This is a genomic window from Microbacterium sp. SA39, from assembly GCF_000967865.1.
Lineage (GTDB): Bacteria > Actinomycetota > Actinomycetes > Actinomycetales > Microbacteriaceae > Microbacterium.
The window spans coordinates 218,254-238,914 of sequence record NZ_JXRU01000035.1; the positions used below are offsets into that span (position 1 = coordinate 218,254).

Annotated in this window: 18 protein-coding genes; 5 read left to right on the top strand and 13 right to left on the bottom strand. The window is 68.8% G+C overall.

Features of this window, described 5'->3' with window-relative positions; genetic code table 11:
* Positions 1 to 31: 31 nt before the first annotated feature.
* Genes RS85_RS12235 through RS85_RS12245 form a run of 3 tightly spaced genes read right to left on the bottom strand, consistent with a single transcriptional unit; the run spans position 32 to position 1,485 of the window.
* Complete coding sequence (locus tag RS85_RS12235; RefSeq protein ID WP_046013715.1) at positions 32 to 493, bottom strand: SRPBCC domain-containing protein; 462 nt, start codon at positions 491 to 493, stop codon at positions 32 to 34.
* 3 nt (positions 494 to 496) lie between these two features.
* On the bottom strand, positions 497 to 1,147 hold the full coding sequence (locus tag RS85_RS12240; protein ID WP_046013716.1) for a dihydrofolate reductase family protein: 651 nt from the start codon (positions 1,145 to 1,147) through the stop codon (positions 497 to 499).
* Positions 1,144 to 1,485 carry an ArsR/SmtB family transcription factor gene (locus RS85_RS12245; RefSeq protein WP_046013717.1) on the bottom strand — a complete coding sequence of 114 codons (342 nt, stop codon included), beginning with the start codon at positions 1,483 to 1,485 and terminating at the stop codon, positions 1,144 to 1,146. The genes RS85_RS12240 and RS85_RS12245 overlap by 4 nt, the downstream gene beginning before the upstream one ends.
* A gap of 74 nt (positions 1,486 to 1,559) precedes the next feature.
* Here RS85_RS12245 and RS85_RS20055 point away from each other — a divergent pair, with 74 nt between their 5' ends.
* From RS85_RS20055 to RS85_RS12260, 3 genes are read left to right on the top strand one after another with little or no spacing between them, the layout of a single operon-like run.
* Complete coding sequence (locus RS85_RS20055) at positions 1,560 to 2,036, top strand: hypothetical protein (RefSeq protein WP_235282430.1); 477 nt, start codon at positions 1,560 to 1,562, stop codon at positions 2,034 to 2,036.
* Positions 2,033 to 2,263, top strand: a complete 231-nt coding sequence (locus RS85_RS20060) for a GH36 C-terminal domain-containing protein (protein ID WP_235282429.1) — start codon at positions 2,033 to 2,035, stop codon at positions 2,261 to 2,263. Before RS85_RS20055 ends, RS85_RS20060 begins: the two co-directional genes overlap by 4 nt.
* 45 nt (positions 2,264 to 2,308) lie before the next feature.
* Complete coding sequence (locus RS85_RS12260; RefSeq protein ID WP_046013720.1) at positions 2,309 to 3,238, top strand: phosphotransferase family protein; 930 nt, start codon at positions 2,309 to 2,311, stop codon at positions 3,236 to 3,238.
* Here the strand turns inward: RS85_RS12260 and RS85_RS12265 are convergent.
* The 7 genes from RS85_RS12265 to RS85_RS12295 form a co-directional block, all read right to left on the bottom strand.
* Complete coding sequence (locus tag RS85_RS12265; protein WP_046013721.1) at positions 3,225 to 5,264, bottom strand: beta-galactosidase; 2,040 nt, start codon at positions 5,262 to 5,264, stop codon at positions 3,225 to 3,227. The genes RS85_RS12260 and RS85_RS12265 overlap by 14 nt on opposite strands.
* Positions 5,236 to 7,446 carry a glycoside hydrolase family 36 protein gene (locus RS85_RS12270; protein ID WP_052703549.1) on the bottom strand — a complete coding sequence of 737 codons (2,211 nt, stop codon included), beginning with the start codon at positions 7,444 to 7,446 and terminating at the stop codon, positions 5,236 to 5,238. Before RS85_RS12270 ends, RS85_RS12265 begins: the two co-directional genes overlap by 29 nt.
* The gene (locus RS85_RS12275) at positions 7,439 to 8,335 is read right to left on the bottom strand and encodes an ABC transporter ATP-binding protein (protein WP_046013722.1); all 897 of its coding nucleotides are present in this window, start codon (positions 8,333 to 8,335) and stop codon (positions 7,439 to 7,441) included. Before RS85_RS12275 ends, RS85_RS12270 begins: the two co-directional genes overlap by 8 nt.
* Positions 8,332 to 9,228 (bottom strand): ABC transporter ATP-binding protein, encoded by an 897-nt coding sequence (locus RS85_RS12280; protein WP_046013723.1) that lies wholly within the window; start codon positions 9,226 to 9,228, stop codon positions 8,332 to 8,334. The genes RS85_RS12275 and RS85_RS12280 overlap by 4 nt, the downstream gene beginning before the upstream one ends.
* On the bottom strand, positions 9,225 to 10,238 hold the full coding sequence (locus RS85_RS12285; protein ID WP_046013724.1) for an ABC transporter permease: 1,014 nt from the start codon (positions 10,236 to 10,238) through the stop codon (positions 9,225 to 9,227). The genes RS85_RS12280 and RS85_RS12285 overlap by 4 nt, the downstream gene beginning before the upstream one ends.
* A 61-nt stretch (positions 10,239 to 10,299) precedes the next feature.
* Positions 10,300 to 11,289, bottom strand: a complete 990-nt coding sequence (locus RS85_RS12290; protein WP_046013725.1) for an ABC transporter permease — start codon at positions 11,287 to 11,289, stop codon at positions 10,300 to 10,302.
* A gap of 61 nt (positions 11,290 to 11,350) precedes the next feature.
* Positions 11,351 to 13,051 carry an ABC transporter substrate-binding protein gene (locus RS85_RS12295; protein ID WP_046013761.1) on the bottom strand — a complete coding sequence of 567 codons (1,701 nt, stop codon included), beginning with the start codon at positions 13,049 to 13,051 and terminating at the stop codon, positions 11,351 to 11,353.
* A 156-nt stretch (positions 13,052 to 13,207) separates the two neighbouring features.
* Between RS85_RS12295 and RS85_RS12300 the strand changes: the two genes are divergently transcribed.
* A complete protein-coding gene (locus RS85_RS12300; protein ID WP_082087606.1) occupies positions 13,208 to 15,430 on the top strand; it encodes an alpha-galactosidase in 2,223 nt (740 codons plus the stop codon).
* 52 nt (positions 15,431 to 15,482) lie between these two features.
* Here RS85_RS12300 and RS85_RS12305 read toward each other — a convergent pair whose 3' ends face one another.
* Positions 15,483 to 16,499 (bottom strand): Gfo/Idh/MocA family protein, encoded by a 1,017-nt coding sequence (locus tag RS85_RS12305; RefSeq protein ID WP_046013726.1) that lies wholly within the window; start codon positions 16,497 to 16,499, stop codon positions 15,483 to 15,485.
* Complete coding sequence (locus RS85_RS12310; protein ID WP_046013727.1) at positions 16,496 to 19,009, bottom strand: glycoside hydrolase family 2 protein; 2,514 nt, start codon at positions 19,007 to 19,009, stop codon at positions 16,496 to 16,498. The genes RS85_RS12305 and RS85_RS12310 overlap by 4 nt, the downstream gene beginning before the upstream one ends.
* A 127-nt stretch (positions 19,010 to 19,136) precedes the next feature.
* Here RS85_RS12310 and RS85_RS12315 point away from each other — a divergent pair, with 127 nt between their 5' ends.
* On the top strand, positions 19,137 to 20,291 hold the full coding sequence (locus RS85_RS12315) for an ROK family transcriptional regulator (protein ID WP_235282427.1): 1,155 nt from the start codon (positions 19,137 to 19,139) through the stop codon (positions 20,289 to 20,291).
* A 238-nt stretch (positions 20,292 to 20,529) separates the two neighbouring features.
* On the opposite strand, the gene RS85_RS19280 is transcribed toward RS85_RS12315, so the two are convergent.
* The coding region (locus RS85_RS19280) for an integrase core domain-containing protein (RefSeq protein ID WP_152642353.1) at positions 20,530 to 20,661 on the bottom strand (132 nt) is incomplete at its 5' end.

Sequence of the window (20,661 nt, forward strand, 5' to 3'; positions counted from 1 at the left end):
CGCGATCTGACCGCGCTCTGCGGCAGACACTTCAGTCGAGATGCCGCCCGAGTTCCTCGAGCAGCCCGCGCATGCCCTCTTCGCGCTGCGGCGCATCGGCCCAGAACTGGTCGAAGAACACGCCCTGCTCCACCTGGGTGAGCCGGGTGCCCTCCGCCGCGGCCTCGAATTCAAACGACGTGATCGAGGTCGACATGTGCGTGCCGTCGAGCCACATGTCGTAGGTCGTGACGATGCGTTCGTGTTCGAGGATGTCGGCGTAGACGCCTTCGTACCGCGAGAGCGGGCCGCCGTGGAACCGGGCCTCGTCGACGTCGCGGCCGCCGACGCGGAAGTCGAAGGCCCAGGCCGTGCGATCGAACGAGTCGCCGTCGCCGAACCACTCGCGCTTGCGCTCCTCCTCGGCGAACGCGCGCCAGACGTGCGCGACGGGTGCGGGGTATTCGCGGGTGAGCGTGAAGCTCGAGTGCGCGAGTCGGCGTTCGGTGGTCATGGCTCAGGCCTTCCGGGTGAAGGTGACGTGGATCGTGCCGCTCTCCGACACCTCGGACTTCACGGCGTGCGTGTGCTCCAGACCGCGCAGACCTTCCCACACGCTGTTCCCTCGGCCGAGGATGATCGGCGCGACCTGCACGTGCAGGTCGTCGACGAGCCCGGCGCGCAGGAACTCCTGAGCAGTGCGGATGCCGCCGCCGACGCGCACGTCGAGCCCGCCTGCCGCAACCGTCGCCTCGTCGAGGACTTCCTCGATGGCGCCGCTGCGGAAGTGGAAGGTCGTGCCTCCTGCCATCGAAATCTCCGCACGGGGTGCGGAGCTCGTCAGCACGTAGACCGGGCAGCCGAAGGGCGGCTCGTCGCCCCACCAGCCCGCCCACCCGTCTTCGGGATGGGCGTGCAGCCCGAACATCGCGGCGCCCATGATCTCCGCGCCGACGCCGTCGAAGAACGCGCGCGCGTGGGCGTCGTCCAGGCCGGTCGTGCCGGCACCACTGGTGTCGCCGAACACCTTCTCCCGGAACGTCCGCGTTTCGGCATACGCGGCGGTCAGTGGACCCCAGTCGTCGCCCATCGGGTTGTCTGAGGTCGGATCGGGCGCCGCGGTGAAGCCGTCGAGCGACGAGAACAGGTCGATGCGAACGCGAGTCATGTCAGATCTCCAAAAGATGAGCGGGAAAGGTGGATGCCGAGCCGGTCGGCCTGGCGCTCGGCCGGGGTGCGCTGCTGGTCGAGCCAGAGGTGCAGCACGTCGAGCGCGCCGGGGCGCAGGGTCACGGTGCGGACGCGCCCCTGCTTGCTCGACGTGACCACACCCGCGTCTTCGAGGATGCGCAGGTGCTGAAGCAGCGACGGCAGAGCCATCGACAGAGGGCGCAGCAGTTCCGACACCACGGCCGGCGACTTCGACAGGCGCTCCACCACAGCCCGACGCGTCGGATCCGCGAGCGCGCGTAGCACGGCGTCGACGTCCTCCAAATAGTTAGGCATTCACCTATCTATTCAGGATTCGGATGCTCTGTCAACCCTTCGACGACGTCCAGGGTGGTGAGCCGGGGGACGACATGACATGGCAAGACGCAGGACACGTGGATCGGCCGCAGACGGGTGACGCTCATCCCGGCTGGGGGTGGGGCGTCGTGCTGGTTCCGGCGGCGGTGGGACTCAGCGCTCTCGGCATCTTCCTCATGCGCGAGCTCGGCGCCGGGATGGGCGTCCTGATCGGCGTGGCGCTCATCGCCTGGGCCATCTCCCTCGCGATGCCGTTCTTCGTGATCACCTGGTACGCGGTGCAGGCGGCGTGGAAGTCGTCGCAGGAGCAGCGCGGTCAGACCTTCCGCACACCGTCGCACGACCTGCGGCGTATCGGATTCCGCATCCGCTGGAGCTTTCCCGCCCGCGGCCTCATGTTCAGTGCCGCCGACTACGACGGACCCGACCTCCCGATGCTGGTCGTCGGCAAGGTCGTCCACATCATCGCGATCGTGATCCTGGTGGACGCGGGACTCATCGCCGCGCTCGTCGGCCTGGCCACGCGCTGACCCGGCTCCGCCTCGTCGACCTCGACCCGGAGGCGCAGTACCGCGTGCGACCGGTGCCGGAGCTGCGGATGCCGCGGGCGATCGAACCCACCCCGCCGCCGTGGCTGGACCGAGGGCACCTGGTGCTGACGGGCGCGGCTCTCGCGCAGCGCGGCATCCGTCTGCCTCTGCTCGGGCCGGGTCAGGCGCTGGTGCTCGAAGTGGAACGGCAACCGGCGGCGGACTGACGGGAGACGCCGTCCGGAAGCGGCACGCGACCATACACTGGAGCGGTGAACGAGGCAGATCGCGTCGAACTCATCGCCGCGACGTCAGGAATTACCGCACGCACCGTGACGATGCTTCCCGGAGGCAATCAGAACGTCGTCGCGCGGGTCCAGAGCGAGACCCGCGACGTGGTGGTTCGGTTCGCGCGGGATCCTTCGCAGGCGGTCGACCCCTTCGACATCGAGGTCTGGGCGTTGGAGGCCGCAGCGGATGCCGGCATCCACACCTCCGCCGTCGTCGCTCGCGGATGGGCCGCCGACACGTCCTACCTGGTGGTGGAGTACATCGCCGGCTCGACGGCCTCTCCGGATGACCTGGAAGCCTGGCATGCAGTCGGGACCTGGCTGCGGGCGCTCTCCACAGTCGACACGACGAGTGCGCCGGCCGAGTTGTTCTCTCGTTTCGGGCGTGACCTCGATGCCGCGTGGCGCGCACATGTGGTCTACAACCTCGCAGAGCTCACCGACGACGACCCGTTGATTGAGCTCGGGGTGTACGAGCGAAGCGATCAGGACACCATCCGCGCGATGCTCGCTTCGCACCTGAACCGCGCGCTGCCCCAAGGCCTCATCCATGGCGACCTGTCGACGCGCAATGTCGTCTCCGGCGATCGGTATGCCGTCATCGACTGGGGAGCCGCGCATGCAGGACCGGTCCCGTGGGGCGACCTCGATGTGCTGCACCGGTGGCATGTGATGGAGGACCCGCAATCACCCGTCTCTGCGGACGCCTGGGCCGAAGTGCTCCGCGGCGCCGGAATCGATCCTGAGATCGCGAGACCCGTGCTCCGGGAACTCGCGGTACTGGGGGCCATGGACGTCGTCAGATGGGCGATCGCACAGTGTCCGGACCGTTTGGATGAGCTGCGGGAATCTTCCCGCCGTGTGATCCATCGCATGCTGATGGCACGGGTAGGGCGCCCTACTCCCGGATGACCGCGACCGCACCGGCCGGAAGCGGCACCCGACCCTCGTGCGCGGCGCCCGTCAGCAGGTCTGTGCCCGAGGCATCCGCCCAGCCGTCCTCGTCGGTGTGGTTGATGAGGAAGAGGTATGAGGCGTCGGCCGATGATCGACGCACCGCCTCGACGCCGCGTGAGACGACGGCCGCCGGCGCGACCGAGGCCTCGTCGAGCAGGCGCTCGACGAGTTCACCCAGACCGGCCTCGTCGAGATCGGTCGAGAGGTACCACGCCGTCCCGGCGCCGACGTTCCGCCGGGTGAGCGCGGGGTGCCTGGCGAGCGGGCCATCGGCGTAGGCCGCGACGATCTCGACGTCGTCCTCCGGCTGGGGATGCCGCAGCCGCTCCGACCAACGACGGCCGGTCCAGCCGTTGTCCAGGGCGAAGGACCGCTCGGTCTCGAGCGGGAAGAACTCCTCGCTCGTCACCCCGAGCAAGGTGCGGAACGCTCCGGGATACCCGCCGATGTGCACGGTGTTCGCCTCGTCGACGATCCCGGAGAACCAGGTCACGAGCACGGTGCCACCTGCCTCGACGTACTCGTGCACGGCCCGGGCGTTCTCCTCCGACACGAGGAACAGCCCGGGAACGATCACGAGCCGGTAGTCCCCCAGCGGAGACCACGGCGCCACGACATCCGTCGTCACCGCACGCTCGAACAGCGCGTGGTGCACGGCCCGCGCGGTGTCGGCGTAGCGGAGGTTGTTGGCGGGCTTGAGGCCCGACCGCAGCGCCCAGCCCGCTTCGTTGTCGTGGAGCAGGGCGACCTCCGCGGGCGCGACCACCGTGTCGAGCACCTCGGCGAGCGCGGCCATCTGCGAGCCCAGTGCGACGACATCGCGGAACACCCGGGTGTCCCTGCCCGCGTGGGGCAGCATCGCGGAGTGGAACTGCTCGGTCCCCGACTTCGAGGCGCGCCACTGGAAGAACATCGCGCTGTTGGAGCCGCGGGCGATGTGCGCGAGCGCGTGCCGGCTGATCTCGCCCGGCGCCTTCGGCTGATTGATCGGATGCCAGCTCGACGCGCCGGTCGCGTGCTCCATGAGCATCCAGGGCCGACCCCCGGACATGCCGCGCATGCGGTCGCCGCTGAACGCGAGGTCCTGATGCTTGAGCGGATCGGGGCCGAACGTGTAGTGGTCGTTCGCCACGATGTCCATCTCGTCGGCCCACCGGGTGTAGTCGACCACGTCGGGGCCGAGACCGACCATGAAGTTCGTGGTGATGGGGAGCTCCGGCGTGAACCGCTGCAGCGCCTCCTTCTCGGCGCGGTACTGGGCGAGCAGCTCGTCCGATGAGAAGCGCTCATAGTCGAGCAGGTGCCCCGGATTGTGCGCGGTCACGCCCCACGGGGTCGTCACCTCCTCGAACGACGAGTAGCTGTTGCCCCAGAACGACATGCCCCAAGCCGCGTTCAGCGCGTCGACCGTGACGTACTTCGCCGCGACCCACTCCCGGAACCGCTCGTTCGAGACCGGGCAGTGGCAGCGCGCGTTGCCGCCGCCGAGCTCGTTGCTCACGTGCCACATCAGCACGGCCGGGTGTCCGGCCACGTGCTCGGCGAGGCGCTCCACGATCCGCACCGCGTACTTCCGGAACACCGGGGAGGACGGGCACCAGCCGAGCCGGCCGCCGGGTGCGAGCGGATGCCCGTGGATGTCCTGCGGCAGTATCTCCGGGTGGAGGCGGTGCAGCCACATCGGCACGGCCGCGGTCGGTGTCGCGAGGTCGACGGCGATTCCGTTCTCGTGCAGCAGGTCGAGCATCCGGTCCAGCCACGAGAAGTCGAAGACGCCCTCGCGCGGCTCGTGCACGACCCAGGAGAACACCCCGAGCGTGACGAGGTTGACCCCCGCCTCGCGCATCAGCTCCATGTCTTCGAGCACGACATCCCACGACCACTGCTCGGGGCTGTAGTCGCCGCCGAAGGAGAGACCGTCGGTCGGCCACTCGACGATCCGGCGAGGGACGTCAGTCGGGGTCTCGGTGCTGCTGGTCATCGGGGGTCCTCTCGGGGGAAGGGGTGGCTGATGTCCGCGTCACGCGGAGCACGCGCGCCGTGGGCGCCGGTACCTCGACGGTGACGGCGAGCTCTCCTGCCGCCGCATCCCATCGCCAGGACCAGCCGTCGGCGGCATCGGGGAAGAACGCCTCGACCTCGATCTGCGCACCGCGCAGGGACGGCAGCGGGATCATCACCGTGTCGGATGCCCCAGGACGACGCCACAGGCTCAGGAACGCGGATTCGCCCGCGGGATCACGCAGGCCGAGCGCGACCCACGAGTCCTCCCACGCGGGCAGACCCAGCGGCCAGAACGGCAGCGCCCGCTCGATCGTGCGCAGCACGACCCGGTGCGCCTCCAGTGCGTCGCGGACGAGCGCGCGCTCCTCGTCGGCCATGCGATTGAGGTAGCCCGACAAGTACAGCCGGCCGAGGATGCCGTTCACCAGCGCGAACACCATCTCCTCGCGCGTGCTGCCGGCCACCGGGTACGCCCAGTTGCCGGCCTGCTCAGGGAGCATCGCCGCGGGCGCCGCGGCCGCGATCGTCGCGTACATCACCGGGTCCTGCTGGTCGGAGGTGGACTGCAGGTGCAGCCGCGTCAGCATCGCCTGATCGATGCGCATCGCCCCCGAAGCGCAGCTCTCGATGAGCAGCTCCGGATGCCGCGCCTGCCAGCCGTCGATCACGTCGAGGAGGGCGCGGTTGTGCTCGAGGAGTCCGGCGCCGGGAGCGAGGCCACCGGCATCCGTACCCGGTCCGGTCATGGTGTTGTCGTCCATCTTGATGAAGCCGATGCCGTAGTCCGCGACCAGCCGGTCGACGACCCCGTCGACATGCGCACGCGCCGCCGGATCGCGCAGATCGAGCAGATGGCGGCCGTGCTCGGCGAGGCGCACCCCGCCGCGGGAGAAGAACGCCGACTCGGGAAGCGCCCTCCCCGATGACGCGAGAGCCAGCGGCGAGCGCACGCCGATGACCTCGGGCTCGAGCCAGAGGCCGGCGACCATCCCGTGCGAGCGGATCCGGTCGATGACCTCCTCGATGCCTCCGGGGAAGCGCCGCGCGGCCGGCTTCCATTCGCCGACCGAGTCCCACCAGCTGCCCTCCGCGTACCACCCCGCGTCGATGCAGAAGATGTCGGCACCGGCCTCAGCCGCCGCGTCGATCAGGGGAAGCAGCTTCTCGGTGGTCGGGTCGCCCATGAGCGTGTTCATGTAGTCGTTGAACACGATCGGCAGTCGCCGATCCACCGCCCGCACGTGGCGGAGGGCACGCCGCTGCGACGTCATCGAAGCGAGGACATCATCCACCCCGCCCGCCGCGACCACGACCGACGCCGGCACGCTCGTGAACGATTCGCCCGGCCGCAGCCGCACGCTCCACTGGTTGCCCTGATCGGTCGGGCCGGTGAGCAGCAGATAGGCGCCGTGCCGGGTCTCGCCGAGCTCATAGCCCCAGGGCCCGTTGTGCTCGACCTGCCAGGCGAGGGCGTAGTCGCCGGTGCGGGCGAGCAGCACCGCGGTCGGCACCTGCTCACCACTCGACCAGGATCCGCGGTTGGCGACCTGTATCCGGCTCCGCGGCGGCTGGTGCTGCAGATCACGATCGATGCGCGCGAGCCCGCTCTCCCGCAGCGAGCGCGTCGACCAGCGGCTCTCCGCCACCCAGTCGTTCGCGGCCGAGGCCAGCAGGAAGCCGTCGACGTCGGGCGCGGCGGTGAGGAACGCGCCGGTGACGAAGGTCGAGACGAAGTCGAGGGTGATCCCGGCCTCGTGACCATCCCCGTCGAGGACGACCTCTGTCCACGTGCGGATGCCGGCGACACCGGCCGTCAGCTCGAAGACGCTCGTGACCGCGAGCCCCGTCTCGTCGTCCCGCTGCCGCAGGCGCAGCATCCGCTCATCGATGTCGTGGGACTCGTAACGGAGCCGGGAGCCGATGATCGTGTCGACGTGCCGGAAGCTGCCGGGGAACCGTCCGTGTCCGAAGGCCGAGATCTCGACGAGCGGTTGCCGGAGAGAAGGCGCCAGCACCGCGGCTCCCACCCCCGACGTGTCCGGAGCCCCCAGCCCGACCAGCGACACCGGCGCATCCGGTCCGATCACGAACACGAGTTCGAGCGCGTCGTCGCCCCAGACGAGGGCGTCGTCGACGGGCCGGCCGAGCACCTCAGGCACGTGCCGGTTCCCGGTCCGAGCTCTCCCAGGACTGCGTGAAGTGGTTGTAGCAGATCGAGTTGTCGAGGGTCGAGCGGTCGGGGGCGGCCTCGCTCGACACGACCTTCCCGATCTTCTCCGGGTCGGGCGCGGCGATCGCGAGCAGGCGGGTGTAGTCGTGCTGCGGGTTGAGGATGACGTCGTCGGCGGGGCCGCGCTCCACCACCCGGCCGTGGTACAGCACGAGGATCTCGTCGGAGAAGTGCCGGGCGGTCGCGAGGTCGTGTGTGATGTACAGCAGTGCCAGGTTGTCCTCGCGCTGCAGCCGTCCGAGCAGGTTGAGCACGCCGAGACGGATCGACACGTCGAGCATCGACACCGGCTCGTCGGCGATCAGCACCTCGGCGCCGGGCGCGAGCGCGCGGGCGATGGCCACGCGCTGGCGCTGCCCTCCGGACAGCTCGTGCGGACGACGCATCGCGACATCCTCCGCCGGAGTGAGGTTCACCCGCTCCAGCATGTTCAGCACCTTCTCGTGCACCGCCGACGTGCCGGACGCGCGACGGTGGATCCGGATGGGCCGCGCGACATGATGCTCGATGCTGTGGAACGGGTTCAGCGACGCGAACGGATCCTGGAACACCATCTGCACGTGCCGTCGATAGAGCGAACGCGGCATCGGCGTGCCGTCGTCGAGCGTGACGTCGATCCGCCCCGACGTCGGCTTCTCGAGCCTCGCCAGCATCCGTGCGATCGTGGACTTGCCCGACCCCGACTCTCCGACGAGAGCGATCGTCCGTCCGGGCACGAGGTCGAACGAGACCCCGTCCACCGCGCGGAACGCCGCGCGGTGCAGTCCCTTCCTGATCGTGTAGTCCTTCGTCAGATCAGACACCCGGATCGTGGTCATGAGCGCTCTCCCTGCCCCTCGTCTGCCCCGGTTCGGATGAATGCGCCGCGCGATCCGCTGAGGCTCGGGAACGACGACAGCAGCTGCTTGGTGTACTCGTGCTCGGGCTCGCGGTAGATGCGATCGGCAGTCCCGAGCTCGACGATCTCGCCCCGCAGCATGATGGCGATGCGGTCACTGATCTCCAGCAGCAGCGGGAGGTCGTGCGTGATGAAGATGACCGCGAAGTCGAGCTCGTCCCTCAGCCGGACGATCTCGCGCAGGATGTCGCGCTGCACGACGACATCCAGGGCGGTGGTCGGCTCGTCCATGATCATGACCTGGGGCTCGAGCAGCATCGCCATCGCGATCATCACGCGCTGCCGCATGCCTCCGGAGAGCTCGTGCGGGTAGGAGTGCAGACGACGCCGTTCCACCCCGACGCGCTCGAGCACGTCGCCCGCGCGCTGGATGCGCTCGCGCTTCGACATCTCGGGGCGGTGGGTCAGCAGCACGTCCTGCAGCTGCGCACTCACCGTCGTCACGGGGTTCAGCGCGTTCATCGCGCCCTGGAACACCATCGACAGCTTCGTCCAGCGGAAGGCCCGGAGCTGGTCCTCCTCGAGGGCCAGCAGATCGAGATCGCTGCCGTCGCGGTCGTGGAAGGTGATGCTGCCCGACGCGATGCGCGCCGGCGGCTTGTGCAGCCGGTTGATCGCATACGCGAGTGTCGTCTTGCCGCAGCCCGACTCCCCGGCGAGGCCGAGGATCTCGCCGGGAGCGAGAGTGAACGAGGCGTTCTTCACCGCCGTCACGGGGTGATCGACCTCGTAGACGACCGACAGGTCCTCGATGCTGATCACCGCGGGCCGGTCGGAACCTGTGCGCGTGCGGGTCTCCTCCGAGATCGTCATGCCGTGGCCTTCCTCTCGCGGGTCACGCGAGCGCGCTCGAGACTGGCGGCTGCCCTCGCGCGCTTGCGGTGCAGCCGGACATTCTTGAGCTTGGGGTTGATGATCTCGTCGATCGAGAAGTTGATGAGCGACAGCCCCATGCCGAACAGCGCGATGATGAGGCCCGGCGGGACGAACCACCACCACGCACCCAGCGAGAGCGCGAAACCGTTCTGCGCGTAGAACAGCATGGTGCCGAGCGTCGAGGAGTTCGAGGCGCCGAGGCCGAGGAACGACAGCCCCGCTTCGCCGAGGATCGCCGCGATCACGGCGAACACGAACTGCGAGGCGAGCACCGGCAGCAGGTTCGGCAGGATCTCGACCGCGATCACGCGGCCCGCCCGCTCGCCGGCGACCCGGGATGCCGCGACGTAGTCGCGGTTGCGGATCGACAGGGTCTGCGCACGCAGCACGCGACTGGATGCCGCCCAGCCGGTGATCGCGAGGACGACCGCGATCGTCCAGAGGCCGCGCTGCGCCTGCGGCACGAAGCCCGAGATCACGATGACCAGCGGCAGACCGGGGATCACGAGGAAGACGTTCGAGAAGAGTGAGAACGCCTCGTCGGCGAACCCGCCGATGTACGCCCCCAGGATGCCGAAGAATGCGGAGAGGATCGTGGCGAGCACGCCGACGATCAGGCCGATCTGCAGCGAGCCCGCTGTCGCGTACGCCAGCTGCGCGAACACGTCCTGCCCCGTCTGGGTCGTGCCGAGGATGTGCTCGGCACTGGGCGGCTGGAGACCGGAATCGCGGATGGTCGTCGGATCCTGCACGAGGAGGGGACCGATGATGCCGAACAGCGTGATGCCGCCGACGAGCAGAAGACCGAACGCCAGCCACGGCGTCATGGTCGGGAGCATCATCCGCCACGGCGAGCGCGGCTTCCTGCCGCGTTCGGCCGCCGCGGTCGCGAGCGCCATGGTCGCATCGGGGACGTTGGGCTCGGTGCGGGGAGCGAGATTCGTCATCGGCTGAGTCCTTCCGGGAAGAGCAGCACGCGGATGGGCGTCGACATCATCGCCGCCGGCATCACGCGTTCACCCGCGTGCGGGGATCGATGAGCCCGTAGAACAGATCGACGATGAGGTTGGCGACGAGGACCGCGAGGGTGATGAACAGGAACAGGCCCTGCATCAGCGCGTAGTCGTTGTTGGTGACGGCCGTGAGGAGCTTCGACCCGATCCCCGGATACGAGAAGACCTGCTCGGTCACGATCGAGCCCGACACCACGAAGCCGAGGGAGATCGCGAAACCGGCGATCGACGGCAGCACCGCGTTGCGCGCCGCGTAGTGGCGCAGGATGCGCCCGGGGGTGAGCCCCTTCGCCTGGGCGGTGAGGATGTAGTCCTCGGAGAGGGTCGAGACCATCATGTTGCGCATCCCGAGGAGCCACCCGCCGACCGAGGCGATCACGATGGTCAGCGCGGGGAGGAATCCGTACTGGATCGCCGAGGCGATGAACTCCCAGGAGAACCCGGGGTCCAGGACCACGTCGTACCCGCCCTGCGAGGGGAACATCTTGAGCGTCGAGGCGAAGAAGTAGACCAGCAGCAGCGCCAGCCAGAAGTACGGGACGGCGGCGAGCAGCGTGGTCGCGGGGATCAGCGAGTCGAGCCAGGTTCCCGGCTTCCAGCCGACGATGGCCCCGAGCACCACCCCGATGACGGTGGCGATGACCGTGGACACTCCGACGAGCACGATGGTCCAGGGAAGCGAGGTGTTGATCACCTCGATGACGGGTGTCGGGAAGTAGCTGACCGAGACGCCCAGGTCGCCTCGGAAGATGTTGATCAGGTAGTTCCAGTACTGCACCAGCAGCGGTTCCGAGGAATCGCCACCGAGAAGGAGCTCATAGGCCTTGCGCGTGTCCGGGGTGACGATGCCGCCCCGTTGCTGCAGCTTGGCCAGCAGGATGTCGACGGGGTTTCCCGGCAGCAGCCGGGGAATCAGGAAGTTGAGGGTCAGCGCCGCCCAGAGGGCGATGATGTAGAACCCCACCTTTCGGACGAAATAGCTCACGACGTCCTTCCCTGCACCCGCTCAGCCCGCTCGACGCTCTCCTTCTCGGTGGCGATCACGATCACTCCCCCGTCGGCTTCAGCGACTTGAAGATCTGCGCGTTGTCGGGCGATGCCCAGACCGCCGGGAACGCGTAGAGGTCGTCCTGCGTCGGCCATCCGGTGAACTTGTCGACGTTGAACTCGCTGGTCGTGCCACCCGTCAGGACGGGGATGTACGGCATCGCGGCGACGATCTTCTCCTGGATGATGTCGAACTGCACCTGACGTGCCGCGGTGTCCTCCGGGTTCGTGGACTTGAGCACCTCGAGCGCGGCATCGACCTCGGGGTCGCTGAAGCGCGCGACGTTCTGGGGTGCGACCTCGCCGACCTTCGCGGTGAAGGCGGTGTTGAAGTACTTGTCGTAGAGGTAGTACGGATCGGACGCGGCCCCCTGACCGAGCGAGTCGATCGCGAGCTGGTACGTTCCCTTGCCCTTCTTGTCGGTCCACTCGTTCCACGACGACTGCGAGACGCGCAGGTCGATGCCCGCGGCCTTGAGCTGCTGTGCCATCGTGTCGATCGCGGTGATGTAGTCGGTCCATCCGGTCACGACCTCGACCGTGAGGGAGAGCGTCTCGCCACCCTTCTCGTAGATGCCGTCCGAGCCCTTCGACCAGCCGGCGCCCTCGAGGATCTCGGCCGCCTTGTCGGGGTCGGCGCCGCTGGGGGCGACCGGCTCGGCGACAGCGGACGAGATCAGGTCCTCCTGCGTCGTGGTGAGCGCGAACGTCGGCGAGATCTCGCTGGCCGTGTTCTGGAAAGCGAGCGAGTTGACCTGGTCGCGGTTCAGCGCGACGTAGACGGCCTGGCGCACGGCCGGATCGGTCTGCGGTCCCGTGCAGCCGAGCGCGGCGCTCGAGCAGGTGAGCAGGGCGACCTGGTTCTGCGGGATGGTGATCGCGTCGTAGCCGGGGTAGGTCGTGGACACGTTCTCGATGTCGGGCACCGGGCCCGTCTGCCAGTCGATCGTTCCGGCCTTCAGCGCGTCGACACCGGCGGTGTTGCCGGACAGCGAGAGGTAGCGGATCGCCTTCACCGCGGGCGCGCCGTCCCAGTAGTCCTCGTTGGCCGCGAGAGTGAAGGCCTGCGGCTTGAAGTTGTCGAGCGTGTACGGGCCCGTGCCGATCGGCGTCTCCATCACATCGGTCGTGGGGTCGGTCTCGGACCAGATGTGCTCGGGCACGATCGGGGTGCGGCCGAGCAGGGTCGGGCCGCTCACGAACGCGGGGAGGTCCCAGGTGAACACGACGTTCATGTCGTCCGTCGCCTCGACGGTCCCGTCGAAGCCGCCGTTGTTGAGCGACGGCGTGTCCAGGAGCATCTGGAACGTGAACGCCACGTCGTCAGCGGTGAAGTCCTCGCCGTCCGACCACTTCACGCCTTCGCGCAGAGTGACGGAGAGCTGCGTGCCGTCTTCGTTCCAGGTGTACTCGGTGCCGAGCAGCGGGGTGTACGCGTCGGTGTTGACGTTGGTGACGAAGAACAGCGACTCGAAGATGGTCCCGATCCCGCCGATCTGCGACGGCGAGTACGGGTTGAAGTTGATCTGATAGTCGCCGGACTGACCCGTGTAGGCGATCAGGGTGTCCGCCGATCCGGAGGCGGAACCGCCGGATGCCGGCGCGCAGCCGGCGAGCAGCAGGGTGGTGGCAACGGCGGCCGAGGCTCCTGCCAGGGCCATCCGGATGCCGGCGCGGGGGCGCTTCGTGCTGAGGAACATCATCGTCCTTTCCCAGGCGCGTCAACCGAGAGGTGTCCGCGCCGACTGTGTGAGTGGAAGGAATCTCCATCTACCGCCCTCATTGTTACGTAGGTAAACTAAGTCCGTCAAGCACTTCCAGGAATCGACCGGACGGATCCCGTCCGAGAGGGCACCATGACTGATCTCGTAATTTCGGATGTCCGCGGCGATGAGGCCGCGCATCCTCCACCCCGCTCCCGACTCGCGCACCTGCGCGGCGACGGAGTGTCACTCGTCATCGACACCGCGACGGATCCGCAGGGGCAGGGCGCCCCGGCGTCCATGCCGCAGGTGCTGTTCTGGGGTGCCGATCTCGGCGACCTCGCCGACCTCGACCCCGCGGAGATCACCGCCGCGCTGAGCCGACAGGATGCCGCTGGCACGCTCGACGCCGCCTGGCAGGTGTCCCTGCTACCTCTCGAAGGGGAGGGCTGGGGCGGGCGCCCCGGACTGAGCGCGAGCGTCGGCGGCATCCCCGTGCACCCGCGCTGGGCGCACGTCGCCTGCGCGACCGATCCCGATGGTCGCCGGTTCTCGGTCGTCGCCGACGACGTCGTCAACGGATTGCGGGTGGACTCCGCCGTCACCATCGAGACGGGCGGCATCGTCACCGTGACGCACACCGTCACGCGCACGGCAGACGATGCCGGAGACCTCACGATCGAGTGGCTCGAGGCCACCCTCCCGACCCCGAAGGCCGTCGACCACCTGACCACGTTCGCCGGACGATGGACGCGCGAGAAGGTGCCGACGACGAGCACGATCCCCCGCGGGGCGACCACGCGACAGACCAGGCGCGGACGCGGCGGACACGACGCCCCGACGCTCTCCATCGTGTCGATCGACCCACCCCGCGACCGCAGCGGCGAACTCTGGGCCGTGCACCTCGGCTGGAGCGCCGACTGCACCTATCGCAACGACCGGATGCCGGACTCCGTCGACGTCCTCGGCGCCGGCGAGCTGCTTCGCACGGGCGAGATCGTGCTCGGTGCCGGCGAGTCGTACGCGACGCCCACCGCCTACTTCGCGTGGTCGGGAGCGGGTCTCGACGGGCTGTCCGAGCGGTTCCACCGGTTCGAGCGAGCACGTCCGAACCATCCACGTTCCCCGCGGCCGCTCGTGCTGAACACCTGGGAGGCCGTGTACTTCGATCACGATCCCGCCTTCCTCCTGACGCTGGCAGAGCTCGCCGCGAAGGTCGGCGTCGAGAGATTCGTGCTCGATGACGGCTGGTTCCTCGGCCGCCGCAGCGATATCCGGGGGCTCGGCGATTGGTTCGTCGACCGCGCGGTCTGGCCCGACGGGCTCGGTCCGCTGGCCGACCGCGTGCACGAACTCGGCATGGAGTTCGGCCTGTGGTTCGAGCCGGAGATGATCAATCTCGATTCCGACCTTGCGCGCCGGCATCCGGAATGGCTCCTGCATCCCGCGGATCATCTGCCGACGCCCGCGCACCTGTCATGGCGCACCCAGTACGTGCTCGACATCGCGCGCGAAGACGCCTACGCGTACATCCTGGGCCGCCTGGACGCCCTGGTGACCGAGCTCGGCATCGACTTCATCAAGTGGGACCACAACCGCGATCTGGTCGAGGCGGTGCACGACGGCCGCCCCGGCACGCACGCCCAGACCCGCGCGGTGTATCGGCTGATGGCGGAGCTCAAGTCCCGGCATCCGCGCCTGGAGATCGAGTCCTGCTCGTCCGGCGGGGCGCGCAGCGACCTCGGCATCCTCGAGGTCGCCGACCGGGTCTGGGCGAGCGACTCCAACGACCCGATCGAACGCCAGGACATCCAGCGGTGGACGCAGCTGCTGCTCGCCCCGGAGCTCGTGGGCGGTCACGTGGGTCCGACGACGGCGCACTCCTCCGGGCGCACGACGCCCCTGTCGTTCCGGCTCGCGACAAGCCTGATGGGCTCGGCGGGCTTCGAGTGGAACATCGCGGAGTGCACGCCCGAAGAGCTCGAGGTGATCACGCGCTGGGCCGCGCTCTACAAAGAGGTCCGGTCGGTGATCCACACCGGGACGGCCGTGCACGCCGACGTCCGCGACCCTGCGCTCCGCGTCGTCGGCGCCGTCGCGGCCGACCGCTCGGAGGCCGTGTTCACGATCGCGAGCGTGGCGACCCTCGAGGACTCGCTTCCAGAGCGGATCCGGCTGCACGGCCTGGGCGAGGACGCGATCTACGACGTGCGGGTGCGGGACGAGATCGGCGCCTCGCGGCACGGCTTCGCGACGCCCGCGTGGCTCTCGAGTGGCACCGTCGCTCTGACGGGCTCGTTCCTCGGCACGGTCGGCCTGCAGATCCCGCCGCTGTGGCCGACGCAGGCGATCGTGCTGCACCTCACGCGCCGCTGACACGTGAGGGGCGCCGAGGTCGTTCAGCCCGTCTGATCGACCTCGGCGCCGCTCACAGACTGCCGATCTGGCGCTTCACCTCGTCGAGGGCGCGCATCACCGCGAGGGAATCGTCGAGGGAGTGCAGCGGCGACTGCGTCCTGCCCTCGGCGAGGTATGACGCGACGGCTGCCGCCTGCCAGGCCAGCCCGTCTCGCCCGACCAGACCGCTGTCGTCGCGCCAGTGGATCTCGTCGCCGCCGACGGCGATGCGCAGCTGGGCGGGGAAGACGAAGCTCCTCTCGAAGTGCACGCTTCCCGCCGACCCGTACACGGCAGCAAGGCCAGGCGTCGTGGTCGTGCTGGACGCGCTCACCGCCGCATGCGCTCCGCGCTCGTTCTCGAGGAGGATGACCGCCTCGGTCTCGACGCCGGTGGGGGCCAGCGCCCCTCGGGCGGTGATCGTGGTCGCGGCGCCGAGCACAGAATGAGCGAACCAGAGGCTGTAGACCCCGGCGTCGATCATCACCCCGCCGCCGGCTGCCGGGTCGAAGTTCCGGTCAGCGGGGTCGTACTGCCATTGCCAGCCGAGGTGCGCGGTGGCGAGTCGCACGTCACCGAGTTCCCCGTCCGCCAGCAGCTGGGCGATGAGATGCGATTGCGGCAGGAACCGCGACCACATCGCCTCCATCGCGAACACGCCGGCGGCGCGCGCCGCGTTCGCGATCTCCTCCGCCTGTGCGGTGTTGAGCGCGATGGGCTTCTCGATGAGGACGTGCTTGCCTGCCGCGATGGTCGCGAGGGCCAGCGGATGGTGCTGCGCATGCGGCGCGGCGATGTACACCACGTCCACGTCGGGGTCGTGCAGCAGAGCGTCGTACCCCTCGTAGTGACGCGGGATGCCGTGTCGAGAGGCGAATGCCCGGGAGCGATCCGCCGACCGCGATGCGACAGCGACCACGCGCTGGTCGGTGTGCCGATGCACCGTGCTCACCCAGTCCTCGGCGATCCCGCCCGGTCCGAGCACCCCCCAGCGTGCGGCGGGCCCGCCACGCAGGGGGATGATCGACGGCGTCGGAAGGCTGATCATCCGCGCGCCACCGCTGCTACCTGATCGTCGGCAGCAACGCGATCCCGGAGCAGGGAGTTCGCGTGCCGCAGCACGGTCGGCGCGAGGAGACCGTCGCGATCGAGTCCGGAGCGGGTCTCCACTCGGAACACCGCGCGCTCCCCCGCGAGCAGCGTCACCATGCCGCGGTCGACGCGGGCATCGACGTCGAAGCGGTCCACGAGAAGAGTGATGTCGCGGGCGTAGCTGCGCGCCGTGACCTCGACGAGCACGACGCCGTTCTCGGCATCCGCTTCTCGGATCTCCGCCACGACCGGGTCCGGGTCGAGCGCCTGGTCCACGACCTCCACCGGATTGTGGATCACCGTGGCGAACCCGTCGAGCGTCGCGGTGAGGATCTCGCGGGAGCTGTCGCCGAAGGCGGCGAGCTCTGCCGGGATCGTCACGCTCGTCTCTCCCCGGACGGGGACGGATGCCGGCACGACGGCATCCGCCAGCACGGTGCCGTCGAAGAGCGTCCGCTGCAGTTGGATGTCGCCGGCCCACGCCTCGTCGGTGTCGTTGAGCACGATGAGCGCCAGGCCCTCGTCGCGCGGCTGGAATGTCGCGAGCCGAGGCTCGTAGACGTCGCGCAGCGCGAACCAGAGGGGCTTGCGGTGCTCGGCGAAGTCGACGGCCGCCCACGACACGACGGGCCAGTTGTCGTTGAGCTGCCAGACGATCGCGCCGGTGTTGCTCGGCGAGAGCGAGCGGAAGTGCTCGATGCCGAACCGCACGGCGGCGGCCTGGTTGAGCTGCGTCGCCCAGTGCCACTCGTCGATCGAGCGGGGCTCGGGCAGATGCCCCTGCATGCCGCGCTCGAGCTTCAGGTTGCCGTCGTTCGCCTTCTGGTGCACGAGCATCTGCGCACCGTAGGGCTCGAGGGGCACGTCGTGCACGACGTCGACCAGCGTCGACCATGCCGGGGGCCCCTGGAAGCCGAACTCCGAGACGAACCGCGGGCGGTGGCTGCGGTACACGGAGTAGTCGACGGTGTTCCAGACATCCCAGATGTGCATCGTGCCGTGTGCGGCGTCGTTCGGATGCAGCGCCTCGTCGAACGAGTACGGGCTCGCGGGTGAGTAGAAGCGGCTCGGGTCGAGCTCGGCGACGAGTCCCGGCAGGAGGGTCAGGTAGTAGCCGAGTCCCCAGGTGCGGCCCTCGAGCCGTTCCTGCCAGCCCCAGTCGTTGTATCCCCAGATGTTCTCGTTGTTGCCGTTCCAGATGACCAGAGAGGGATGCGGGCTGAGCCGGGTGATGGCCTCGCGCGCCTCAGCCTCGACCTCGACGGCGAGCCACTCCTCCTCGGCGTACGCGGCGCAGGCGAAGAGGAAGTCCTGCCACACCAGGATCCCGGCCTCGTCGCAGGCGTCGTAGAAGTCGTCGGACTCGTAGATTCCGCCGCCCCAGACGCGGAGCAGGTTCATGTTCGCCTCGGAGGCGTCGCGGACGCGGCGGCGGTAGCGGTCGGCGTCGATCTCGGTGAGGAACGCGTGGTCCGGGATCCAGTTCGCGCCGCGCACCTGGATGACCTTGTCGTTGACGCGCAGCACGAAGGGCGCGCCCTCGGCGTCGGGCGCGGTGTCGACCTGCACGGTGCGGAATCCCACCCGCGACGACCAACGCGCGACCGACGCAGATGCCTGCGCCACCTGGACCTCGACGTCGTAGAGCGGCTGAGCGCCGTGGCCGATCGGCCACCAGACATCGACATCAGGGACATCGAGCTCGAGCCGGACCTCTGCGGTTCCGGGGTCGACCGACTGCGTGGAGGAGACCCCGGCGACGGATGCCGAGACCTCCCAGGTGCCCTCGTCGGAGGCATCCGCCCATTCCAGCGCGACGCGCGCGTCGAGGCGACCGTCGACACCGTCGGCGTTCTGGATCAGGTCGACCAAGGGACGGACCGATACGATGCGCACGCCCGACCAGCTGTCGAGACCGATCGGCTTCCAGATACCGCTCGTGGCGACGTCGATGCCCCAGTCCCAGCCGAAGTTGGACGCCGTCTTGCGCAGCGCGTTGTAGGGGTGGTGGTTGACGTGCGGCCTGGGGCCGTGGGCAGCGCTGCGCGCCTCGGCCTCGGCGACGGGTGAAGCGAACGTGATCACGAGCGTGTTCTCGCCGCCGGTGAGGTGCGGGCGCACGTCCAAGCGATAGCTGCGGTGCTGATTCTCGGTACGGCCGACGACTGCACCGTTGAGTTCGATGCTGGCGACCGTGTCGAGCCCGTGGGCCACGAGGTCGTGACGGTCGGACCCGTCGTCCTGCCAGTCGAACTGGGTCTCGTATCGCCAGACCGTGCTGCCGATCCACTGCTGCTCCGACTCGTTGTCGCCGTCGAACGCGGCGGCGATGAGGCCGGCCGCCAGCAGATCGGTGTGCGCGCAGCCGGGAACGGTGGCGGGAATGGAGGCGCCGCGGACGGCGTCGGGGGTGGGCCCCTCCACAGCCGTGAGCGTCCAGTTGTCGTGCAGGGGTCGGAATGCCATGAGCGTCCTTGCGTCGGGGGCCGAATCGGAGGGGTCTTGCGCCTGCTACTTTATTACACTGGGTAACAAAGTCGATAGGGTCGCCGGGGGATATGATCCGGGTGTCAATGGAGCGAAAGCAGGACAGGTGGCAGATGCGCGAGGCGGCTCAGCATTCGATGCGTGGCCGCATCTGACCGGCGTCGAACGCGGAGCGCTGCGCGAGCTGCTCATCCACGGCGCCCTCCCCCGCGCCGAGATCGCCCGGCGCATCAACGTGTCCAGAGCAAGCCTGACACGTGCCTCACGGATTCTCATGGAGCATTCGCTCGTGGCCGAAGACGAGATCGCGCTTCGCGGCGCGATGGGGCGACCGAGCGAGATGCTCGTCGTCCGCGAGGACACCCACCACCTGCTCGGCATCAAGCTCACCGGGGACTCGGTCTTCGCGGTCGTGACCGACCTGCGCGCGCGCAGCGTGGCCGAGGTCGAGGAGCGGCTCGTCTCGACATCCGTGGAAGACACCGTCGACCAGATCGTCCGCATCCACGAGCGCTTCGCCGAGTCGTTCGGCGATATCCGTGCCGCGGGAATCTGCCTCGCCGGTGACCTCGCGCAGATCGACGGACGACAGATCGTCGTGGCATCCTTCTTCCTGCGCTGGCAGAACGTGCCGCTGGCCGAGCTTCTCGAGCAGCGGCTCGGCATCCCGGTCACGGCCGACAACGACGTGCGCGCGCTCACCGCCGCGGAGCACTGGTTCGGCGCCGGCGCCGGATGCGACTCGCTGGCACTCGTCACGATCGGCGCGGGCATCGGCTCGGGACTGGTCATCGAGGGAAGGGTCGTGACCGGGCACAACGGAAGCGCGGGGAAGCTCGATCACCTGATCGTCGACTCGAACGGTCCGCCCTGCGGCCTCGGCCACCACGGGTGCGCGAGCGCCTACCTGCCGAGCGCGAGCATCGTGACGGCGGTCGGAGTCGAGGGCCTCGACTACCCGGGCGCGGTCGAGCTCGCCCTCGCCGGTGACCCGGCAGCGAAGCGCGCGTTCGACGACGCGGCACGTGCGCTCGGCGTGCTCATCGGCACGGTGCTCAACGGCCTCGATCCCGAGAAGGTGGTACTCACGGGCGACGGCCTCGCACTCATGGACATCTCCGGCGACGAGGTGATGCGCACGATCGAGGCTGTGCGCCTGCCGACCGAGCGCCCGGTTCCGCTCGACGTGCAGCCGTTCGAGTTCACGGAGTGGGCGCGTGCGGGTGCGGTCGTGGCGATTCGGAGTCTGCTGCGGTTCTAGGCCGTTCCGCCAGGCCTGTTTGGGCGTCTGATCAGGTCCCTCGTGTGCGGCGGACGGGCTGATCCAGGAGAGGAATGATGCACTAAGCGCGGCCGCGACCAACACCTCGCGCTAGCGCCTGCGCTCGGATCTCATCCCCCTCCGTTTGTGGGAATGTATGAGCATGACGGACTACGACTTTCGGTCGCTCTCGCCTATAGATTTCGAGTCACTCGCTCGCGACCTGCTCAACGCCGATCTAGGTGTTCTTCCCCGTGAGGTTGTGAACGCGGTCTGAGGGTGTTTGGCCGCTGATGCCGGTGTGGGGTCTGTGGTGATTGTAGTGATGGAGCCAGGTGTCGTAGGTTGCTGCTCGGGCTTCGTCGCTGGC